This is a genomic window from Streptomyces sp. HB132 (assembly GCF_016909575.1).
In the GTDB taxonomy this organism is placed as follows: domain Bacteria; phylum Actinomycetota; class Actinomycetes; order Streptomycetales; family Streptomycetaceae; genus Streptomyces.
The window spans coordinates 182151-202908 of sequence record NZ_JAFBGA010000007.1 but is presented as its reverse complement, the minus strand read 5'-3'; the positions used below and the strand labels follow the sequence as shown (position 1 = coordinate 202908).

The following is a 20758-nucleotide window of genomic DNA, read 5'->3' as shown; positions in this document are numbered from 1 at the left end:
TCACGGGATTCACCCAGGCCACGGTTGTGCCTACGTCCACCGGTCCTACTACTGGTGGGGTCAGGATGGTGTGCGTACGACCGTGGATACTGGACTCATGGAGGAGCAGCCTGAACCCCAGCGGCGTGATGTGCGTGACCGTGCTCACGGTGGCGATGCGGGGCACACCCTGGACCGCCGCGCGGAGCTCAGCGAGTTCCTGCGCAGCAGGCGTGCCCGGCTGAAGCCGGAGGACGTGGGTCTGCCCGACCTCGGGCGGCACCGTCGGGTCCCGGGGCTGCGCCGCGAGGAGCTGGCCCAGCTGGCCGGGGTGTCCGTGGCGTACTACACACGTCTCGAGCAGGGCAACGGGCAGAACGTCTCCGGTGAGGTGCTGGGCGCGATCGCCTCCGCGCTCAGGCTGACGGATGCCGAGCAGGCGCATCTCACACACCTCGCCAAGCCCAGGCAGCACCGCAAGAGAGGGGCGGCGCGCCAGCAGCGGGTGCGTGGGACCCTCTGTCAGCTGCTCGACACCATGGACGGCATTCCCGCGTACGTCGTCGGCCGGCGTTCGGAGATCCTGGCCTGGAACCGGATGGCCGCGGCGGTGTTCGGCGACTGGTCGCAGCTGCCTGCGCAGGAGCGGAACTGGGCTCGCCTGGTGTTCCTGAACCCGGAGTACCGCGAGCTGTTCGTGGAGTGGGACCAGAAGGCCTCGGACATCGTCAGCTACCTGCGGATGGACGCGGGTTGCCACCCCGACGACCTTCGTCTCTCCGCGCTCGTCGGCGAACTGTCCGTGAAGAGCGAGGAGTTCCGGCGGTTGTGGGCCAGGCACGACGTCAAGGAGAAGAGCCACGGCGTCAAGCGGCTGCACCACCCGCTGGTGGGTGAGCTGGCGCTCTCCTTCGAGACGTTCGCCCTGCCCGACGACGCGGAACAGTCGATGGTCGCCTATCACGCGGAGCCGGGCAGCCCGTCCGCCGAGGCACTCCGGCTGCTCGCGAGCTGGGGAACCGACGCCACCCGGGCCGGTGCGTCCGCCCCCGGGAGGCAGTAGGCGAAAACGCCCCTTCGTCCCGGTCCTGACTGATCTCCCGCCGCCCTCGGCGCCTACTCGACCGGCCCCGAGGAGGTGATCGGCGCGGGGCGGATGGCGGTGGGCCGTAACCGGTGGGCGGCACTGCGCCCCGGCGGCGGTCCGATCGGCCGTGTACCGCCTCCGACCGGCCTGTAGGCTGCGGGGATGCAGCCGTCCGCCTCTTCCTCCTCCGCTCGGTCCGGCCGGTCCGCGGCTCCCGCCCAGCGTGGGCTGCTGACGGAACGGATCGCACGGGAACTCGAGCACGACATCCGGTCCGGTGACATCTCCGTCGGGACGAAGCTCCCCTCGGAGCGCGAGCTCGCGTCGCAGTTCGGCGCCAGCAGGAACGTCGTGCGCGAGGTGCTGCGGCGACTCGAGGCCCAGCACCTGATCGAGGTCGCGCCGGGCCGTGGTTCCTTCGTGCGGGAGCAGACGCCCGGGCAGGCCAGGGGGTACGACGCGTTGTACCGCGCCGGCCGGCCCACCGTCAGGCAGCTGATCGAAGCCCGGCTGCCGCTCGAGGTCGAAACGGTACGCCTGGCGACCGAGCACGCGACGGACGAGGACATCGAGGCGTTGAGGTCGGCGCGGGACACCCTCGAGGCGGCGAGCGATGTCGTCGTCAAGGCCCGTGCCGACATGGCGTTCCACGACGCCATCGCCGAGGCGAGCAGGAACCCTGTACTGAGGATCATGCTCTCGTCGATCAGCGGGATGATGTTCGAGATGATGCTGCGTTCCAACTCCGACCCCTCGATCGGCGAGCCCGGCGTCCCGCACCACCCCGAGATCTTCGAGGCGATCGAAGCGCGCGACGCGGACCTGGCCTGTGAACGCATGCGTGAACACCTGATGCTCGGTCTGCGCACCTACGGGCCGGATCTCGACATCCAGGTCGACATCATGGCGCGCAACCACATCGAAGCGCTGCTCGACGACACCGGGAACCGGTACGGCACCGGCAGGGCCGGCGAGTAGAGCCCGCGGTCGCCACCGAGCAGGGCCGCATCCCCCGCTCCAGGTGCCGACGGGTCCGCGGGCGCCCCGCCGTATCCGGCCCGTGAAAGGACTGTTCGACGCGCGTCCCTCCTGCTAACGTCCCTCTGGTTCAACTGGTCCTACCAGTTGAACCAGAACGCGGAGCTACCCCGGAGACACGGTGTGCCCGGGCGAGCACGAGGCACTACAGCGCAGAGAGAAGAGGACGACGATGTCCACGAGCAGCCAGCTCCTCAGTCGGCGCTCCTTCGGCAGGCTGGCGGCAGGAGTCGCGGGAGCTGCCGGAATGGGGGCGCTCGGCGCGTGTACGACCGGGGGCGGGCGGCCGTCGTCCGACACCCCGTTGCGGGTCATGGCCATCAACCACGTGTGGTCACAGGCGATCCGGCGCCGGACGGAGGAGTTCGAGGAGCGTATCGGGCGGCGGGTCTCCATGACCCTGCTCACCGCTGACCAGCTGGCGAGCAGCTACAACGTGAAGCTCAACGCATCGGGTACCGACGTGGACGTCATGATGGTCCGCGCGCTCCAGGAGCAGCTGCTCTTCGCGCACAACGGCTGGCTGGCGGATCTGAGTGACCGCGTCACTCAGGACGAGGGCTTCGCCTGGCCGGACTTCCAGAAGGCCCCGCGCGAGGCTTCCTCGTCCGGGGGGAAGGTACTGAGCGTCCCGGTGGTGACCGAGCGCCCGGCACTGTACTACCGCAAGGACCTCGTGGAGGACCTCGGCGGACCGCCGCCCACCCTGGAGCAGTTGATGTCGGCCGCCCAGGAACTCGCCGACAGGAAGAGGGGCTTCTACGGCTTCGTCGGCCGGGGCCAGCGCAGCGGCGCCGTATCCCAGTGGTCGAGTTTCCTGTACTCGCACGGCGGCGACTTCGTCGTGCGCGGCAAGTCGGGGATCGGCACTCCGGAAGCCCTTGCCGCCTACGAGTACTACGGCGGGCTGCTCGCGAGGACGGGGCCGCCCGGTGCCACCAACATGAGCCTCGAACAGGCCATGCCGATCTTCGCTCAGGGCAAGGCTGCCTTCTACATCGACGCCGACGCGATCTACAGCAGCTTCCTCGACCCGAAGGTGTCGACCGTGCGCGAGACCGTCGGCTTCGCGCCCTTCCCGGCCGGACCGGCCGGCGCCCGGCCGCACAACATCCCGTCCTGGAGCCTCGGGATCAGCGAGTTCAGCCTGCTGCGCGACGACGCCTGGGAGTTCATCAGGTGGGCCGCCGGGAGCGAGATGACCGCAGCCCTCCAGAAGGACGGCATCCCCGGCGCCCGTACCTCGGTGTGGTCCGATCCCGCGTCCCTGGCCTCCTTCCCGCCGGACCTGGCGGAGGCGATGAGGCTCAACGCGGAGCGGGGCCTCGGCTACGACAGGCCCCGCGTACTGCAGGTCGGGCGGGCCCGGGACATCGTCGGGCGGCCGCTGGTCGCGGGCATCCTCGGCAACGACGTACGGCCCGTGGCTCGTGACGCCCATGCGGAGTTCGCCGGTTTCCTCGTCCGCGACAACCGCCACAAGGAGTCCTGATGTCCACGACCGAGGTCTCCCCGGCCCGCCCGGCCGCCACGTCCGGCACCGGACCGGCCCCCGCGCGACGTCCTCGCACCTTCGAACAGGCCAACCGGCGGCTGAAGTGGGCGATGCTCTCCCCGGCGCTGCTGTTCGTCGGCCTGATGATCGTCTTTCCGCTGGTCTACACCGTCAACCTGAGCCTGACCGACGCGTTCGGCGCGGTGAACGCGGGCAAGGGGTACGTCGGCCTGCGGAACTTCACCGACGCCCTCGGTGACACCCGCAGGTTCTGGCCCGCCGCGCAGCGCACTCTGGTCTTCACGGTCGGTGCGGTGGTCCTGGAGACGGCGCTCGGTCTCGCCCTGGCGATGCTCATGCGCAAGCCGTTCCGAGGCATGCGGTGGGTGCGTACGGTCCTGATCATCCCGCTGCTCACCACTCCGGTGGCGATCGGCATCCTCTGGCTGCTGATCCTCGACCCGACCAACGGCATAGCCAACCACCTGCTCGCCGGAGTCGGTCTGCCCCGGCAGGAGTTCCTCGGCTCCGTCAGCCAGTCGCTGCCGACCCTCATGCTCATCGACGTCTGGCAGTGGACACCCATGATGACCCTGCTGCTTCTCGCCGGGCTGACCACGCTGCCCGAGGAGCCGGAGGAGGCGGCCCGCGTCGACGGGGCGAACGGCTGGCAGCGGTTCCGGTACGTCGTGCTGCCCATGCTCGGGCCGACACTGGCCACCGCTCTGGTGCTGCGCGCCGTCGACGCCCTCAAGACCTTCGACATCCTCTACGCCACCAAGGGTGCGGGCGGCGGCTCGGACTTCGAGGTGGAGACCCTGAACGTCTACGCCTACGGGCTCACCTTCGACTACCAGGAGTACGGCCTGGCCGCCGCCGTCCTGGTCCTGTTCACGCTCTTCATCATCGGCGTCGTGGTGCTGCTGCGCCGCCGGAGCGGAAGGAAGACCGCATGAGTGCCACCGTCACCCCCACACCCGTCGCGGCACACCTGCGCCGGCGCGCGGTACGGTCATGGCTTCGCGGGACCGCCATCACCGTCGTGACGCTCGTCTTCGCGCTCCCCCTGGTGTGGATGTTCGCCGCCGCGTTCAAGACCAACGTCCAGGTGACCGATCCGTCCGTGGGCCTGTGGTTCAGTCCCACCCTCGAGAACTTCCGGAGCATCGTCGAGGCAGGACAGATCCTGCGGTCCATGGGCAACTCCCTTCTGGTCGGTGTGGTCTCCACGGCGCTGTCCGCGATCATCGCGGTGCCGGCCGCGTGGGCGGTCGGACGCTTCGGCATGCACCGCACCGGATCGCTGATCCTGGTCGCGCGCATCGTGCCGGCCATCTCGCTGCTCGTCCCCTGGTACTACCTGTTCGCGCAGATGGGCCTTGTCGGCTCCTACACCGTGCTGATCCTCAGCCAGATGTTCGTCTCGGTACCGCTCATCATGTGGATCATGATCAGCTTCTTCGCCGGCCTGCCGGTCGAACTGGAGGAGGCTGCGCGCACCGACAGGCTGAGCGCCTTCGGAGCCTTCTGGCGCATCGCACTGCCCCTGGCGGCTCCCGGTACGGCGACCGCCTCCCTGCTCGCCTTCGTCTTCAGCTGGAACAACTTCATGTTCGCGCTGATCTTCGCCGACGACCGAACCCAGACGGTTCCGGTGACCCTCTTCAACTTCATCTCGTACGCGAGCACCGACTGGGGCGGCCTGATGGCCGCCGCGACGCTCATCACCGTCCCCGTGGTCCTCGCCGCCGTCCTCGGACAGAAATACCTGGTGGCCGGCCTGACCTCCGGCGCCACCAAGGGCTGAACGACCCTCACCACCGCATTCGGAAAGAAAGTACCCCCATGAAAATTGTCGACGCGAAGGTCCTCGTGACCAGCCCCGGCCGCAACTTCGTGACCCTCAAGCTGACGACCGACGAAGGACTCACCGGCCTGGGGGACGCCACCCTGAACGGCCGTGAACTGGCTGTGGTCAGCTACCTGGAGGACCACGTGGCGCCCCTGCTCGTGGGCCTCGACCCGCACCGCGTCGAGGACACCTGGCAGTCCCTGTACCGGGGTGCCTACTGGCGGCGCGGACCTGTGACGATGGCCGCGATCGCCGCCGTCGACGTCGCACTGTGGGACATCAAGGCGAAGGCAGCGGGCCTCCCCCTCTACCAGCTCCTCGGCGGAGCGAGCCGGGACCGCGTGGGAACCTACGGCCATGCCAACGGCCGTGACATCCCCGAGCTCCTCGACTCGGTCCGGGCCCGCCTCGCCGAGGGCTACCCCGCCGTCCGCGTGCAGTCGGGCATCCCCGGCCTGAAGGCGGTCTACGGCGTGTCGAGCACGGACGACACCGGCTCCCCGGTGCTCCACCAGCAGGCCCGGCCGCTGGTGGAGGACTGGGACACCGACGCCTATCTGCGCCACATGCCGAACGTGCTGGAAGCCGTACGCGCCGAGTTCGGACCCGAACTGCCCCTCCTGCACGACGCGCACCACCGGCTCACGCCCGTCCAGGCGGCTCGTCTCGGCAAGGACCTGGAGCCCTACCACCTCTTCTGGCTCGAGGACTGCACGCCCGCGGAGAACCAGGAGGCGCTGCGCGTCGTGCGCCGCCACACCACCACGCCGCTGGCCGTCGGCGAGGTCTTCAACACGGTGTACGACTACCAGGCCCTCATCACCGAGCAGCTGATCGACTACGTACGTTCCGCCGTCACGCACTTCGGAGGGGTCACTCCGCTGCGCAAGCTCCTCGACTTCGCGGCGCAGTACCAGATCAAGAGCGCGATACACGGGCCGGAGGACATCTCCCCGGTGGGCATGGCCGCGGCCGTCCACCTCGACCTCGCCGTGCACAACTTCGGCATCCAGGAGTACTCGGGCCACACCCTGCTCACCGAGGAGGTGTTCCCCCATGCCTACACCTTCGAGGACGGCCACCTGCACCCCGGCGAGGCACCGGGCATCGGGGTGGACCTGGACGAGGGTCTGGCGGCAGCGCACCCGTACGAAGCGGCCTACCTCCCGGTCAACAGGCTGCACGACGGGACGGTCCACGACTGGTGACCTGCCCGGCGTCCGTACGGAACGCCGTGCGGCGCGGCCGGGGTGGACCCTTCCCGGCCGCGCCGCGCACCGCGCGGTTCGTCAGGCACCAGGCGGAACGCGGTGCAGTTCCACGTCGACGATCCGGGCGTCCGCCACCTCAACGGTCATGTACGTGCAGTACGGCTGTCGGCGCCTGTCGGTCGGCGACCCCGGATTGAGCAGTCGCAGCCCTCCGGGGGCGGTGGTGTCCCACGGAATGTGGCTGTGTCCGAACACCAGGACGTCGAGATCGGGAAAGCGGTCCGCACAGCGTTTCTCGCGGCCCTGCGACGCCCCCGTCTCGTGGACGACGCCGAAGCGGAGCCCTCCGCACTCCACGCGCGCGATCTCGGTGAGCCTGGACCTCAGCTCCGGCCCGTCGTTGTTGCCGAAGACACCCACGAGGCGTCTCGCGCGAGCTTCGAACAGGTCCAGAGTCGCCACGTCCACCCAGTCACCGGCGTGGATCACGACATCGGCCGCGTCCATCTCGGCGAGGAGCGGGGGCGGGCAGCCGCCCTGCCCGCTTGGGCAGGTGCGTGTCGGAAGTGAGCAACAGGCGCACAGGCACTCTCCTGGTCCGTCGACGCGACGACCGGCACCGTCGGCCGGTCCACGATTGTCCGTCAATGCGCTGTTCGCCTGCCTCACAGAGACAGGGAACGGGAGCGCTCGTCCGAGGTGTTCCCGTGCGCACCATGGACAACACCTCTCCCTGCGGATACGTTCTCCGATGGTTTGACAACGATGTCACGAGGCCCCCGTCTCTCCCCGAGGAGTGGTGATCGCCGATGGTGTCCCGGAGAACTCTTCTGCAAGCAGGCGGAGCGGCCCTCGCGGGCGGTGGGCTGGGGATCTGTCTGCCCGGACGCGCCGACGCGACGGGGGCCGGCGCCGCGGCCCCCCTCCTGCCGTCCTTCGGCCGCCCCACCCGGCTCGACGTCGCCGACGTCAGCTCCCTCGGCGGGAACGACCAACTGCTGCTGACGACCCTTCAGGGTGTCGTCAACCGCAGCCGTCCACGCCTCTACTTCAACTTCGACGCCGGCGGCGTCGACTTCCGCTGGCTGCCCGGCACCGGCGCTTCGGTCACACGCCACGACGAGGCGCTGGACCTCGTGGCCCGCTACCGAGGTGAGATACGCGGCGCGATCCTGCACGACCCCGACGTCCCGGACTCGGTGAACGTGGCGACCACGCTGGCCGGCCTGGAAAGCGCCGTCGTCGCAACCGCCGAACAGGCCCGTGAGCACCGCCTGAGAACGGTAGGCGATCTGCGGGGCCGCTTCGAGGCGGACGACGCGCTCGCCACGTACCGCTGGCAGCTGGACCACCTGTTCCCACGCTGCACCCACACCCTCCTGGCCGGGCTGCCGCCCACCCGGACGGTCCGGGCGGACGACGTGAGGTGGCGCGAGCTCGCACGGGAGACCGAGCGCGTCCGCGACGCGTCGAACCGGCGGGTCCGCACCTTCGACCTGAGCCCGGAACTCTCCGGCGGGGAGGGCGTCTACCTGCGATTCCAGGACTCGCTCGGCGACGACGGCTGGGGGGCGTCGGTCGGCTCGGTCAAGGTGACCGCCGACGGCGACCAGGTGACGGCCTCCTTCGCGCCGGGCTCCGCCGCCGAGGCGCCGTACCTCTTCGACGGCTCGGACTCCTCCCTCGGCGAGAACGCCAACCGGTTCTGCGACGGCGGTGGCTCGTTCGTCTACCACTTCACCCCGCCGGCCGGCACGCAGCGGCTCATGGTCGAGGTCGACCTGTGGAACCAGTTCCTCGTCTCCGCCACCACCACCGCACCGACCAGGGTCGAGCCGTTCCCGTACTTCCGGGACTACGCCGTCGCGAGCCGGGCCATGGTCCTCTGGCTGCCTCCTTCCGGCGAGACGGGGGCGCTCCTCGACGAGGTCTTCAGCCGGGTCGAGCCCACCACCCCCTACGCAGGCTGGTTCTCCGACGACGTGGCGGGAGAGTGGGGTGGTGTCGACCGGGCCTCTCGGCACGGCATCGAAGTGGTGCCCGCCGACTACTACATGAACGGCACCGTGCACGCCGGCGTCTCCGCGAAGGTCTCGGACAAGGCCCCGCCGAGGCCGGAAGCCGCGCTCCGCAACCGCGTCTACCTCACCCTCACGGTCGGCGAGGGCGACAACATCCAGTACTGCCAGCGTCGTATGCGGGACCTCTGGGACGCCCCGGAGAGGGGCCGCGTACCGGTCAACTGGACCGTCAGCCCGCTGCTCGCGGACATCGGCCCCGCACTGCTGGCGCACTACCGGAGCACGGCGACCGAGAACGACCTGCTGATCGCGGGCCCGTCCGGCGCCGGCTACACCTATCCCGGCTCCTGGCCCGAGAACGCCCTGGACGCGTACACCGAACTCACCGGACGCTACCTGCGCCGGACCGGCATGGACCTGGTGTACGCGTACAACCCGCGCGCCGCGGCGGGCGACGGATGGATCCCGTTCGACGAGCGCGTCGCCCGCTCCTACCGGAAGAACACCCCGCTGCGCGGCGTCATCCAGTCCTGGGAGACCGGCGACCTCAGGATCCGCCCCGCGGGACTGCACGTGATCGGCAACTTCTTCCCACAGGGGAAAGCCGCGGAGTACGGGGACGGGCTGCTGCGGCACATCGAGGACTGGGACGGCACCGCGCCGCTGTTCATCGCCGGCGCCGTCAACGCCTGGAGCTGGACGCCCAGCGACATCGCCGAACTCGCGGATCTACTCGGCGACCCCTTCGAAATCGTTCGCGGCGACACCTTCTTCGACCTGATGAGCCGGGCCGGCCGGGGTTCCTGATACCGGACCCGGCGCCACGCCTGACACGCCCCGGGCAGAGCGTGCCGAGTGGATTCCGGACTGTCCCGGGGCCCCGGCACGGCGCCGTGCGCTTCAGTGGTAGTCGTGGACCGCGGCGTGACCCTTGCCGCGGCCGATCATCCACTTGTTGACCGGGGTAGTGATCATGAACGCCACGGCGAAGCCGCCCAACAGTGAATACCAGAACAGGCTGTCGGACAGGTGTGCGTCGATCGCCCCCGGCGTCAGGGCGATGATGGTGTTGTCGACCAGTTCCATCACCGCGATGGACACGGTGTCGGCGGCCAGGGCGACCTTGACCGCGGCCTTGACGGAGACCCCTGCGCGCAGCACCGCGAAGAGGGTGAAGGAGTAGCCGAAGACGAAGGCCAGGGCGATCGCGAGGACCATGGTCGGGACGTTGCCCCACAGCAGGGCGGTACCGATGACCATGCCGAGAATCTCCCCGACGGCACACCCCGTCAGGCAGTGCAGCGTCGCTTTCGCCGCCGTCGGCCAGGATGCCCCGTGGCCCTTGCCGCCGCGGTGCCCTCGGTGGCCGCCGTTCCCGGGGACGGGGTGCCCCTGCCCGGTACCGGAGTGATGCGTGCTGTGGCCCATGCCGCTCGTCCCATCCGTTCCAGTGTCCACCGGCCCCACCCGCACTCCGGACCGTATACCTCTGTGGGGCATACGGTCCGGTTGAGAACGGCCCCCGCGCGGCTGACGCGCGGGGAGGGGCCGTCACACACGCAGAGCTCTCATGCGCCCCAGCCGCCTCCGACCGCCCTGCTCGACAGGTACGAGTCGCGCAACGCCTTGCGCAGTCCGGGAACAGCGGCGTCGTAGCGCTCGGCGAGCGTCGCGAGTGTCTGCTTGTGCATCCGCCGCTCCTTTCCGGTGAACACGCTGGTCACCTCGACTTCCGCCGCGAACACCGCCATGGTCAGCTCGCCCGGGGGGATCGCCGACGGATCGGGACCGCCGAGCACCACGTCGCGCACCCTCTCCTGCAGGTCGAGGACGGGCTGCGGGTCGCTGACGGCGACCCGGTCGACGGCAAGCACTCCCAGACGCTTCTCGCGCCGGACGGTGATCGCACCCGCCGCGGCGAGTTGCTCACGGACGGGCTTCTCGGCCGCATGCGCCTTGTTGTGGACGAACTGCAGCCAGCGCTTCGGGGTTTCCGGCAGATCGCGCCACACCATCGCGAGAAAGGGATCACCGGGCGGCTCGGCGGTGCGTCGTGCGACCTTCCTCCTCTCGGTGCTGAGCCGTCCCTCGAGGGCCAGTTCGGTCAGCGCGGCGGCGCGCAGCAACTGGCCTCGTCCCTGCAGGTCGGTGAGTTCGAACTTGGCCTTGTCCACGGTGTAACAGAGCAGGTAGCACTGCTGGGGCAGGGTCAGTCGCATGTCTCGTCCTCCGCGATTCCGGTGGGGCAGCCGCGCGTGTCGCGCGACGGCGTCATGCGGTTCGGGTCGCTCGTGTCGGCGAAACCGGCGTCGTCCGGCGGTGAGCCCCCTCCTCTGATACCGGTCAGGCGTCTGCGACGGGCGGATGCGTGGCCTGGGCCTTCAGCCGCCGGCCGGAGCTCCGGGCGGCCCATACGACCACCAGGAGGGCCAGTGCGAGCAGCGGGTAGCCCATCGCGATCTTCGCGAAGGCGAGCCAGCCGGTGGCGTTCTCCTCGTACAGCCACTGCTGCACGACGAACCTGGCCGCGAAGACCCCGGTGAGGGCGAGCGTCGCGATGTCGTAGTAGCGCCGCGACGGCTTGTCCTTCAACCAGGTGGCGGCCGTTCCGTTGAGCGCACCCCAGATTATTCCGGCCAGCGGGCGGCGTACGAGGACCGAGAGCAGGAAGACCCCGCCCAGGAGGAGGTTCGACCAGATGCCCAACAGGAAGAACCCCTTGGCCGATCCGGTCTTCCAGGCGACGAACGAGGCGACCGCGACGCCGAACAGACCGGAGAGAGCCGGCTGGACCGGCTCCTTTCGCACCAGCCGCAGTGCGGAGAGCGCCAGTGCGACGGCGACGGCGGTGCCGATGGCGGGCATCAGGCCGAGCGAGGCGTTGGCGAGTACGAAGGCCACGATCGGCAACATCGTGTACACCAGCCCTGCGGCGCCGCCCATTTGCTCCAGCGGAGTCTGCCCGGCCTCGGGGGTCGTGGTGGGGTGCGGCTCCGCAGGGTCGACGACCTGGCGGGTGGCCGAGTCGGTGACCGGGCGGGTGGGACGTACGGGTTCAGTCATGATGTGAAATCAACTCACTGAGTGGTGGGGGACTTCTCTGCACGTGCTGACCGGCTTACACGGCCGCCGGCCGGACCTCCGGCGGCCTGCTCCGGAGTGGGGGGACCGGTGACCGAGGGCTACGCCGTGTCCGGCCGGCCCATCAGATGGCGGGCGAGGAAGCGGTCGGCCATCCGGTACATGTCGATGTTGTTCTCCGGGTTCACGAAGCCGTGGCCCTCGTTTTCCTTGACCATGTACTCGACCTCGACGCCCCGGGCGCGCAGCGCCTCCACGATCTGGTCGGACTCGGCCTTGACGACGCGAACGTCGTTACCGCCCTGCACCACCATCAGAGGTGTGCGGATCCGGTCCACCCGGCTGATGGGCGAACGGGCCGACAGGTCCGCCTCCTGCGCGGGGTCATCGGGGTTCCCCGCATAGAGGTACCAGTTGTTGAACAGCTGCGGTTTCACGAAATCCGGTACGGTCCGCAGGAAGGTGACCAGGTTGGAAATGCCGCAGAAGTCGACGGCGGCGGCGAAGACGTCGGGGGTGAAGCTGACGCCGACCAGCGTGGCGTAGCCCCCGTAGGAGCCGCCGAAGATCGCTACGCGGTCCCGGTCCGCGTAGCCCTCGTCGACGGCCCATTCGACGGCGTCGATGAGGTCGTCGTGCATCTTCCCGGCCAGCTCACCGATGCCCGCCTTGAGGAAGCTCTTGCCGAATCCGGTCGAGCCCCGGAAATTGACCTGGAGCACCGCGTAGCCGCGGTTCGCCAGGAACTGGGCGGTGGGGTCGAACTTCCAGTTGTCGCGGTGCCATGGGCCACCGTGGACCAGGAGCACCATCGGCAGCCCGGTGGGCTCCACCCCCACGGGCAGCGTCAGGTAGGAGGGAAGTGCCAGCCCGTCGCGCGAGGTGATCGTGACGGGCTTCATCGGGGCCAGCGCTGCGGGATCCAGGTGCGGGAACGGCCGGAAGAGCAGGCGGCTCCTCCCCGTGGAGTGCTCGTAGAGGTAGGTGACACCGGGGTCGCGGTCATGGGTGAAACTCACGACCCAGCGCTCTCCGCTGCGGTCGGACGACACGGCGGCCAGGTCCCCGTCGGACAGCTTCTCCAGGTTCTTCAGCACCGTGGCGAAGTGAGGGTCGACAGCGTGGAGGACCTGTCGCTCGCCGAGATAGCGCACGCCGAGCAGCTCTCCGGTCCCCCGGTCCAGGATGAGGGGTGACGGCAGGGTGGGGAAGACGGAGGAACGGGTGTCGAGGTCGAGGTGCGGGTGACTGTCGACCTCGGTCTCCTCACCGGTGGCAAGATCGAGCCGGACCAGGCGGGTCGTGTCGCTGTCACGGTTGGAGCCGGCCCACACTCCGGTGCCGTCGGGGGTGAGCTGGAAGGGAGCGATACCCAGGGGGTAGTCGGCACCGTCGAACGTGGCGACCGGACGCCGCTCCCCCGTCACGGTGTCGCACTCCACCAGCTCGATGCCCCCGTCCGGGGTCCAGATCTGGGCGTACAGGTCGCCGCGGGGCGTGTGCATCAACCCCGCGATCCGGCCCGGGTTCTGTGCCAGCATCATCAGCTCACCCGTGGCGATGTCGGCTTCGTAGAGGTCGAACTCGACGGGATTCCTGTGGTTCAGGTGCAGGAGCGCCTTGCCCGGGCGGGAGGCCGTCATCTCGAATCCGACGGCTGTGGCTCCGGGGAAGGGGGTGAGGTCGACGGCCCGGCCCTCGGGGTCCTCAAGGTCGACCCGGTAGATGTGCCAGTTCTCGTCGCCGTCGCCGTCCTGCTCGTAGAGCAGCCACCGCGGATCGTCCGTCCAGTGGTAGACGTGCACACTGCGGTTGTCGTCGGCGGTGACGCACCGCGCCTCGTCGTCCGAACCGGTCTCCTGCACCCACACGTTGAGGCGGTCCCGCCACGGTGCCAGGAAGGCGATCCTGGCACCGTCGGGCGAGAGCGACGCACCGATGCGGACGGGCGGGGCGAAGAAATCCTCGACGGAGAGGTGTGGAACCTCGTTCGGGACCGTGGCCATGGGGAAACTCCATTCGTGTACGTGCACGTGTGCGTGTTCACGGTTCGGTCGGCGCCCCCGCGGGGCTGGACGTCCTCAGGCGACGGGATCGCCGACGACTCCGCTCGTGGCTGTGCGGATCGCGTGGCTGTAGCGCCGGGCGAGGGCGGGAATGTCGCCGAACTCCGTGAGGTCCGCGCCGGCGAGGACGGCGGCACCGATGTACTCGTCCAGGACCCGGATGACCGACGCGGAGGCTGATGCGTGCAGTCGTACCGTGAGGTCGTCCGCCGGGAGGCCCAGGCGATCACCGATGATCTCGCGCATCTGGTGCTCGGCCTGGTCGCAGGCCATCAGCCACGCTGTCCGCAGGGCCGGTTCGGTGTCGGCGAGCCGGATCATCTTCATCGCGAGCATCTCGTCGGCGAGATCGACGGGCGGCGACCCGTCCCGGAGCCTGACCAGCTCCGCGTCCAGGTGCTCCTCGAGGGAACTCTGCCGGGGCCAGCTGCGCAGCACCGACATCAGGGTGACGACCCCCTGCATGACGACCGGCTCGGCACAGCTCTCCTTGCTGCGGAAGTGCCGCCAGATGGACCGCGTGGAGAGGCCCACGGCTTCGGCGATCTGGTCACCACTCGTGGCAGCCACGCCCTGCTCCCAGAACAGGCGTGCCGCCCCCCGTGAGATCTCCAGCCGTAGCCGCGTACGCCGCTGCTCACTCATCGCACCTGAACCGCGCTTCGTCGTCGCCATGGCGCTTCGCCACCCTCATCCGCTCGTCCTCAAACGACAGTATGTCACTTAGTGACACTTTGCAATGTCACGCACGGCCGCACCACAGAATTCAGCAGCCCGCAGGGGTGGGACAGAGCGCGCATGGGGGCGCAGCGAACCGGGTGCGACTCCGGGCCGGTTCACCGACGTCACGCGGCGCCCGGGCGGCCCTGGATACGTTTCCGGTCAGTCGCGCACGGAATTAAGTCAGTCGATTGATTTAGAACGGCGGCGTGGTGTCTAGTGATCGAAAGCGCGAACTCAGGGAGGCAGCCATCGGTGAAGTCCAGGAGGTGCGGACGCGGCCGCCGGCCGACCCGCCCCGCACCGGCCGCGGCGCCGGTACACGCGAGGCGATCATGGCGGCGGCCGAGCGCCTCTACGCCGAGCACGGTCTGTCGAACGTCTCCAACCGCCAGATCAGCGAAGCTGCGGGCCAGGGCAACAACACCGCCGTCAGCTACCACTTCGGCAGCAGGACGACTCTCGTGCGGGCCATCATGAGCAAACACGGCACGCACGTCGACGTGATCCGCGGACGCTACGTGGAGGCCGTCGGCGACAGCACCGACGTGCGGGACTGGGTACGTTGCCTGCTGCGCCCGGTGACCGATCACCTCGCCGGCCTCGGCGCCCCCTCCTGGCAGGCACGGTTCGCCATGCAGGTGATGGCCGACCCACTGATGCGGGCGCTGGTGGCGGAGGAGGCCCTCACCCGCGACAGCCTGCGCCGCACCCTGCAGGGGCTGGGCCGTTGCCTGTACGACATCGTGCCCCCCGAGATCCGCCCCGCACGCGCGGACATGGCACGCCACCTGATCACCCACACCTGCGCGGAGCGCGAACTCGCCCTGGCCGAGAACCCGGCCGATCCAGGCATGTCGTGGGAGCGCACCGCCGACGCCTTGGAGGACGCGCTGGTGGGACTGCTCGCCGCACCCACCACCGGCCGCTGAGGACCTCCTGAGAACAAGATCGATCCGGAACAACGACAAGGGAGAGACCATGAAGATCACCGTCGACGAGGAGAAGTGCTGCGGTGCCGGCCAGTGCGTCATGATCGCCCCGGAGGTGTTCGACCAGCGCGACGAGGACGGCATCGTCATCCTTCTGGACGCCGCGCCTCCGGCAGACCGGCACGAGACGGTCCGGGAGTCCGCCGACATCTGCCCCGCAGCCGCCATCCAGCTCCATGAGGACGTGTGAGCACCCCGTTGGACGTGCTCGTCGTGGGGGCGGGGGCCGCAGGTCTCACCGTCGTGGAGAGCCTGCGCCGCAAGGGCTATCGCGGGCGGATCACGCTGCTCGGCGACGAGGACCGCGTGCCGTACGACCGGCCGCCCCTGTCCAAGCAGGTACTCGCGGGAACGTGGGACGCCGAGCGCACGCACCTGCGTACCCGTGACGTACTGGACTCCCTTGAGGCGGAGTTGGTCCTCGGTGACCGCGCGCTGGCCCTCGACGCCGCCGCACGCACCGTGCGCACCGAGAGCGGGGCGGAGCTGGCAGCAGAGGCCATCGTGCTGGCCACCGGACTACGCGCCCGGCGCCTGCCGGGTCTGTCGGGCACGGCAGGCGTTCACGTGCTGCGGACCCTCGACGACGCCGCCCGGCTCCGCGGGGAACTGCTGGAGGCCGAGAAGGTGGTGGTCGTCGGCGACGGGGTGCTCGGCGCCGAAACCGCCGCCACCGCACGCCTCATGGGCGCCGACGTGACGCTCACGGGTCCGCAGGCGGCACCGATGCGGGCGCAGTTGGGCCACGACGTCGCCCAGCTGCTCGCCACGCTGCACACGGAGCGCGGGGTACGACTGCGCCCGGACACCCTGGTGGAAGCGCTGGAAACGGCTGACGGACGGGTGACCGGTGTCCGTCCCGTGGACGGCGCGACCATCCCCGCAGACCTCGTCGTCATGGCGGTCGGCAGCACTCCCGCCACCGACTGGCTGGCCGGCAGCGGGCTGGTACTGGAGGACGGCGTGGTGTGCGACTCGCGCTGCCGCGCCGCCGACGGGATCTACGCCGCCGGGGACGTGGCCCGCTTCCACCACGAGGCCCTCGACCGGACGCTGCGGTCCGAGAACCGTACGAATGCCACCGAGCAGGCCGTGCTGGTCGCGGCGAACATCCTGGGCGAGGACCGTCCTTACACCCCCGTCCCCTATTTCTGGACCGACCAGTTCGGCGTCAAGATCCAGGTGCACGGGCTGCCCACACCGACGTCCACCGTGCACATCGTCGAAGGTGGCACGGAGCAGGGCCGGTTCGTCGCGCGGTACCACGACGGGGAGGGCGGCCCCGTCGCCGTACTCGGCTGGAACATGCCCAAACAGGCCCGCCTGCAACGTCGTCACCTCACCGACAGGTACACCCCCGCAGCCGCTGCCACCCCGCGGTGACCGAGCGCTCCCGCCGGGCACCCTGCACGCCCCGCCCACTCGGACCGGCCATCGACAGCACCGGCTCCAGGCGACGGGCTCGAGGCCCGTCGCCTGAACCCGGTCGCGGCGCCGACGGCCTCACAAGGGCCTCAGCCCGCACGCTTCCGCGGCCCGCCCACCTCTGACCGACCCGCGCACGCCTCCCGCCCCCCACTACGGCGGAGGCGTCCCCACCCACCGGAGAAGACCGTGACCAGCACGCCAGCCACCTCCGAAGCAGGCGCCCCCGAGATACCCGACTTCCCCCCGCCGCGCTCCTCGGAGTGCCCCTTCGCCCCCTCACCCGGGATGCGGGCGCTGTCCGGGTACGGCCCGCTGACCCCGGTCCGCTCCTGGGGCGGCAGCACCCCGTGGGCCGTGACCGGGCACGCCGAACAGAAGGCGCTGCTGTCCGATGCGCGTCTGAGCGTCGAGTTCTCCAGGCCGGGCTACCCCAGCCCCGTGGACCCTGCGCACGCCCACACGGGCAGCGCCGACCTGAGCTTCGTCGGCATGGACGACCCCGAGCACGCGCAGCTGCGCCGCATGGTCAGCGGCGCGTTCACCATCAAACGGGTCGAGGCGATGCGCCCCCGCGTGCAGAGGATGGCCGACGACTTCATCGACGCCCTGCTCGATGGCCCCAAACCGGCCGACCTCGTCCAGTCACTCGCGCTGCCGATCCCCTCCCTCGTCATCTCCGAGATGCTCGGAGTCCCCTACGAGGACCACGAGTTCTTCCAGGTCAACAGCAGGGCCATCGTCTCGGCGGTCGCCACCCCCCAGGAACGCCAGGCTGCCCACACCAACCTCGCCACCTACCTCGACGAGCTCGTCGGCCGCAAGCTCGTCGAGCCCGGCGACGATCTGCTGTCCAGCCTCTGCACACGGATCGAGAGCGGCGAACTCACCCGCCGCCAGGCCGCCACGATGGGTGTGCTCCTCCTCCTGGGCGGACATGAGACCACCGCGAACATGATCAGCCTGGGTACGCTCCTGCTCCTGCAGCACCCCGGTCAACTCGCCCTGATCCGCGACACGGACGACCCCGCCGTCGTCCGTGACGCCGTCGAGGAACTCCTGCGTTACCTCTCCATCGTCCACCTCGGCCGGCGCCGCACCGCCCTGGAGGACATCGAGATCGCCGGCCACACCATCCGCGCCGGGGACGGCGTCATCCTGCTCGGCGAGCTCGCCAACCGCGACCCTGCGGTCTTCCCCGAGCCCGACCGCCTCGACATCACCCGCAACGCACGTCAGCACCAGGCGTTCGGTGCCGGCAGCCACCACTGCGTCGGCCAGCCACTGGCCCGCATGGAACTGCAGGTCATCTATCCCACTCTCTTCCGCCGCGTCCCCACCCTCCGGGCCGTCGACGGCCTCGACGTCACTCCCTTCAAGTACGACGCCCTCATCTACGGCCTCCACGCCCTGCCGGTCACCTGGTGACCACCGCCGCACCGGTCGGCCGGCCCCCGGTGGGCGGGGGCCGTGTCAGTCCGTCCTGACAGCCGGGTCGGACACCCCCGCTTCGCCGGTCTCCACGTGACCGGCGAAGCGGCGCAGGAAGGTCGCGTCGGTGTCGGAGACGACCTCGACGTCGTACCAGCGGGCCGTGGTACGCAGGGCGACCGTGTGGGAGACGGTCGTACCGGGATTGACCTTGAAGGTCTGGGCCGCACCGCCGTAGGCGTTGGTCACCGTCAGGTTGACCGCGCGCAGCGAGGAGTTGGTCATGCTGAGCGCGAGATTGCCGCCTGCTGTCAGGTGGCGGGCGGTGACCTCGGGGCCGGCGGTCTTCGCGGGGCCCCGCCAGGTCCTCAGGAAGCCGTTCGGGCCCCATACGGTGAGATCGATCCGGTTGCCGGTGGAACCACTGGTGCTCCAGGTGTCCGCTAGGGTCTTGCCCGCCTCGACGGTGTAGGGCCAGGGGCCGTCCGTACGGTTCCCCGAGGTGCTGTGGAAGTGGGCGCCCAGGGTGGGTCCGCCGGAGAACGTCAGGGTGAACTTGCCGGTGGAGACGGTGGCCCGGCCGTCCACGTACGGGCGGTAGCCGAGGGCTCGCGTCGGCTTGGAGCCTGCCTCCTGCCTCGGCAGCGCGCCCTTGGACGGCGGGGTCGGACGGTAGGAGGGGTGCCGGTTCCTGTCCGGCGGCTCGTACCCGGCCGTGGAGGGCAGGGCTGCGGGGGCGGTGTCCGCGCGGGCGAAGTCGAAGGCCGAGGTCAGGTCCCCGCAGACGGCACGGCGCCACGGCGAGATGTTGGGCTCCCCCACCCCGAAGCGCCTCTCCATGAAGCGGATCACCGAGGTGTGGTCGAAGGTCTCGGAGCAGACGTAGCCGCCCTTGCTCCACGGTGAGACCACGATCATCGGCACGCGCGGACCGAGCCCGTACGCGCCCGCCTCGTAACCCCCGCCGCCCGTGTACAGGTCCTTCGACACGTCCGCCGTGGAAAGGCCCCAGGCCGAGGAGGCCGGCGGGTACGGCGGTACCACGTGGTCGAAGAAACCGTCGTTCTCGTCGTAGGTGATCAACAGGGCGGTCTTCGCCCACACCGCCGGGTTCGCCGTCAGCGCGTCCAGGACCTGCGAGATATACCAGGCGCCGAAGTTCGTGGGCCAGTTCGCGTGCTCGCTGAAGGCCTCGGGGGCGGCGATCCAGGAGATCTTCGGGAGGGTTCCGCCCGTCACGTCCGCGCGCAGCCGGTCGAAGTAGGTGCCGCCCGCCTTGACGTCGGTGCCGGTGCGGGCCTTCTCGTACAGGGCGCTGCCGGGCTGGGCGTCGCGGTAGCTGTTGAAGTACAGCAGGGAGTTGTCGCCGTAGTTGCCGCGGAAGGCGTCGTTGATCCAGCCCCAGGATCCGGCCGCGTTCAGGCCGTCGCCGATGTCCTGGTAGACCTTCCAGGAGACCCCGGCCGCCTCCAGCCGCTCGGGGTACGTCTTCCAGTCGTACCCGGCCTCCTGGTTGCCGAGGACCGGGCCGCCGCCCGTCCCGTCGTTGCCGGTGTGGCCCGACCAGAGGTAGTAGCGATTGGGGTCGGTGGCTCCGATGAAGGAGCAGTGGTAGGCGTCGCACACGGTGAAGGCGTCGGCGAGTGCGTAGTGGAACGGTATGTCGTTCCGTGTCATGTGCGACATGGTCGTGGGGGTCTTGGCCGGTACCCACTTGTCGTACTTGCCGTTGTTGTAGGCCCGGTGTCCGCCGGCCCAGTCGTGGTCCAGCCCTTCGAGGAACCGCATCCCGAGGTCGTCCACCTGAGGGTTGAAGGGGAGTACGTCCTTCGTCCCGTCGGACTGGTGGAAGACGGACCTTCCGTTGTCATGGAGCACCGGGCGGGGATCCCCGAGGCCTCGCACCCCCTTCATCGCCCCGAAGTAGTGGTCGAAGGAACGGTTCTCCTGCATCAGGACGACGATGTGCTCGATGTCCTGGATCGTTCCCGTGCTGCCCTGCGCCGGAATGGCGGCGGCCCTCGCGATGCTCTCGTTCAGCATCGTGAAGGCGGCGGTGCCTCCGGCGATCTGCAGGAACCTGCGGCGGTCGAGCTCTGTCATGGGTGACGACCTCTGGGATGTGGGGTGTCAGGGGCGCCCCAAGGACAGCGGTCCCGGGGTACCGGACGGGGGTGGGTTCGTGACACCACGCCGTACACCTGGAGAACGCAAGCCCTCCCCAGCGCCACGGACCTGCCCACGCCGACGGCTGGTGGGAGGGTACACGCGATGGCGTCCATGGCCCACCCCCATCCCGCCCACCACGCCTCACCGCATCGATCCACCGGTGACCCGGCGGCCGGGCGGGAGGCAGGTCG

Annotated in this window: 17 protein-coding genes and 1 pseudogene; 11 read left to right on the top strand and 7 right to left on the bottom strand. The window is 69.7% G+C overall.

The window, feature by feature from the left end:
• The first annotated feature begins 97 nt into the window (after positions 1 to 97).
• The 6 genes from JOC24_RS17905 to manD all read left to right on the top strand — a co-directional run bounded on the left by JOC24_RS17905 (position 98) and on the right by manD (position 6659).
• Positions 98 to 1042, top strand: a complete 945-nt coding sequence (locus tag JOC24_RS17905; protein ID WP_205021321.1) for a helix-turn-helix domain-containing protein — start codon at positions 98 to 100, stop codon at positions 1040 to 1042.
• A 186-nt stretch (positions 1043 to 1228) separates the two neighbouring features.
• Entirely contained in the window at positions 1229 to 2044 is an 816-nt protein-coding gene (locus tag JOC24_RS17900) for a FadR/GntR family transcriptional regulator (protein WP_205021320.1), read from the top strand.
• Positions 2045 to 2276: 232 nt separating this feature from the next.
• Positions 2277 to 3596: an ABC transporter substrate-binding protein gene (locus JOC24_RS17895; RefSeq protein WP_205021319.1), complete on the top strand. Its 1320-nt coding sequence runs from the start codon at positions 2277 to 2279 to the stop codon at positions 3594 to 3596.
• Positions 3596 to 4555 (top strand): carbohydrate ABC transporter permease, encoded by a 960-nt coding sequence (locus tag JOC24_RS17890; protein ID WP_205021318.1) that lies wholly within the window; start codon positions 3596 to 3598, stop codon positions 4553 to 4555. Before JOC24_RS17895 ends, JOC24_RS17890 begins: the two co-directional genes overlap by 1 nt.
• Positions 4552 to 5406: a carbohydrate ABC transporter permease gene (locus JOC24_RS17885; protein ID WP_205021317.1), complete on the top strand. Its 855-nt coding sequence runs from the start codon at positions 4552 to 4554 to the stop codon at positions 5404 to 5406. Before JOC24_RS17890 ends, JOC24_RS17885 begins: the two co-directional genes overlap by 4 nt.
• 38 nt (positions 5407 to 5444) lie before the next feature.
• Positions 5445 to 6659 carry a D-mannonate dehydratase ManD gene (gene manD, locus JOC24_RS17880; RefSeq protein WP_205021316.1) on the top strand — a complete coding sequence of 405 codons (1215 nt, stop codon included), beginning with the start codon at positions 5445 to 5447 and terminating at the stop codon, positions 6657 to 6659.
• 81 nt (positions 6660 to 6740) lie between these two features.
• Here the strand turns inward: manD and JOC24_RS17875 are convergent.
• Positions 6741 to 7245 (bottom strand): annotated as a pseudogene (locus tag JOC24_RS17875) (metallophosphoesterase).
• Between the two features lie 226 nt (positions 7246 to 7471).
• Here JOC24_RS17875 and JOC24_RS17870 point away from each other — a divergent pair.
• Positions 7472 to 9490 (top strand): GxGYxYP domain-containing protein, encoded by a 2019-nt coding sequence (locus JOC24_RS17870; RefSeq protein WP_205021315.1) that lies wholly within the window; start codon positions 7472 to 7474, stop codon positions 9488 to 9490.
• 93 nt (positions 9491 to 9583) lie between these two features.
• Here JOC24_RS17870 and JOC24_RS17865 read toward each other — a convergent pair whose 3' ends face one another.
• From JOC24_RS17865 to JOC24_RS17845, 5 genes are all read right to left on the bottom strand, one after another.
• Positions 9584 to 10111 (bottom strand): DUF4396 domain-containing protein, encoded by a 528-nt coding sequence (locus tag JOC24_RS17865; protein WP_205021314.1) that lies wholly within the window; start codon positions 10109 to 10111, stop codon positions 9584 to 9586.
• 140 nt (positions 10112 to 10251) lie between these two features.
• On the bottom strand, positions 10252 to 10902 hold the full coding sequence (locus JOC24_RS17860) for a GOLPH3/VPS74 family protein (protein WP_205021313.1): 651 nt from the start codon (positions 10900 to 10902) through the stop codon (positions 10252 to 10254).
• Between the two features lie 124 nt (positions 10903 to 11026).
• Positions 11027 to 11746 (bottom strand): DUF3159 domain-containing protein, encoded by a 720-nt coding sequence (locus JOC24_RS17855; RefSeq protein WP_205021312.1) that lies wholly within the window; start codon positions 11744 to 11746, stop codon positions 11027 to 11029.
• Between the two features lie 119 nt (positions 11747 to 11865).
• Positions 11866 to 13770, bottom strand: a complete 1905-nt coding sequence (locus JOC24_RS17850; RefSeq protein WP_205021311.1) for a S9 family peptidase — start codon at positions 13768 to 13770, stop codon at positions 11866 to 11868.
• Between the two features lie 75 nt (positions 13771 to 13845).
• Complete coding sequence (locus JOC24_RS17845; RefSeq protein ID WP_239580602.1) at positions 13846 to 14505, bottom strand: TetR/AcrR family transcriptional regulator; 660 nt, start codon at positions 14503 to 14505, stop codon at positions 13846 to 13848.
• A gap of 380 nt (positions 14506 to 14885) precedes the next feature.
• On the opposite strand from JOC24_RS17845, the gene JOC24_RS17840 reads away from it, so the two are divergent.
• The 4 genes from JOC24_RS17840 (at position 14886) to JOC24_RS17825 (ending at position 18395) form a co-directional block, all read left to right on the top strand.
• Positions 14886 to 15482, top strand: coding sequence for a TetR/AcrR family transcriptional regulator (locus JOC24_RS17840; RefSeq protein ID WP_205021515.1), 597 nt, complete (start codon positions 14886 to 14888; stop codon positions 15480 to 15482).
• 49 nt (positions 15483 to 15531) lie between these two features.
• On the top strand, positions 15532 to 15732 hold the full coding sequence (locus JOC24_RS17835; protein ID WP_205021310.1) for a ferredoxin: 201 nt from the start codon (positions 15532 to 15534) through the stop codon (positions 15730 to 15732).
• Positions 15729 to 16925, top strand: coding sequence for an NAD(P)/FAD-dependent oxidoreductase (locus tag JOC24_RS17830; protein ID WP_205021309.1), 1197 nt, complete (start codon positions 15729 to 15731; stop codon positions 16923 to 16925). The genes JOC24_RS17835 and JOC24_RS17830 overlap by 4 nt, the downstream gene beginning before the upstream one ends.
• Positions 16926 to 17156: 231 nt before the next feature.
• Positions 17157 to 18395, top strand: coding sequence for a cytochrome P450 (locus JOC24_RS17825; protein ID WP_307792718.1), 1239 nt, complete (start codon positions 17157 to 17159; stop codon positions 18393 to 18395).
• A gap of 45 nt (positions 18396 to 18440) precedes the next feature.
• On the opposite strand, the gene JOC24_RS17820 is transcribed toward JOC24_RS17825, so the two are convergent.
• Positions 18441 to 20501, bottom strand: a complete 2061-nt coding sequence (locus JOC24_RS17820) for a phosphocholine-specific phospholipase C (protein ID WP_205021308.1) — start codon at positions 20499 to 20501, stop codon at positions 18441 to 18443.
• Positions 20502 to 20758 lie beyond the last annotated feature (257 nt).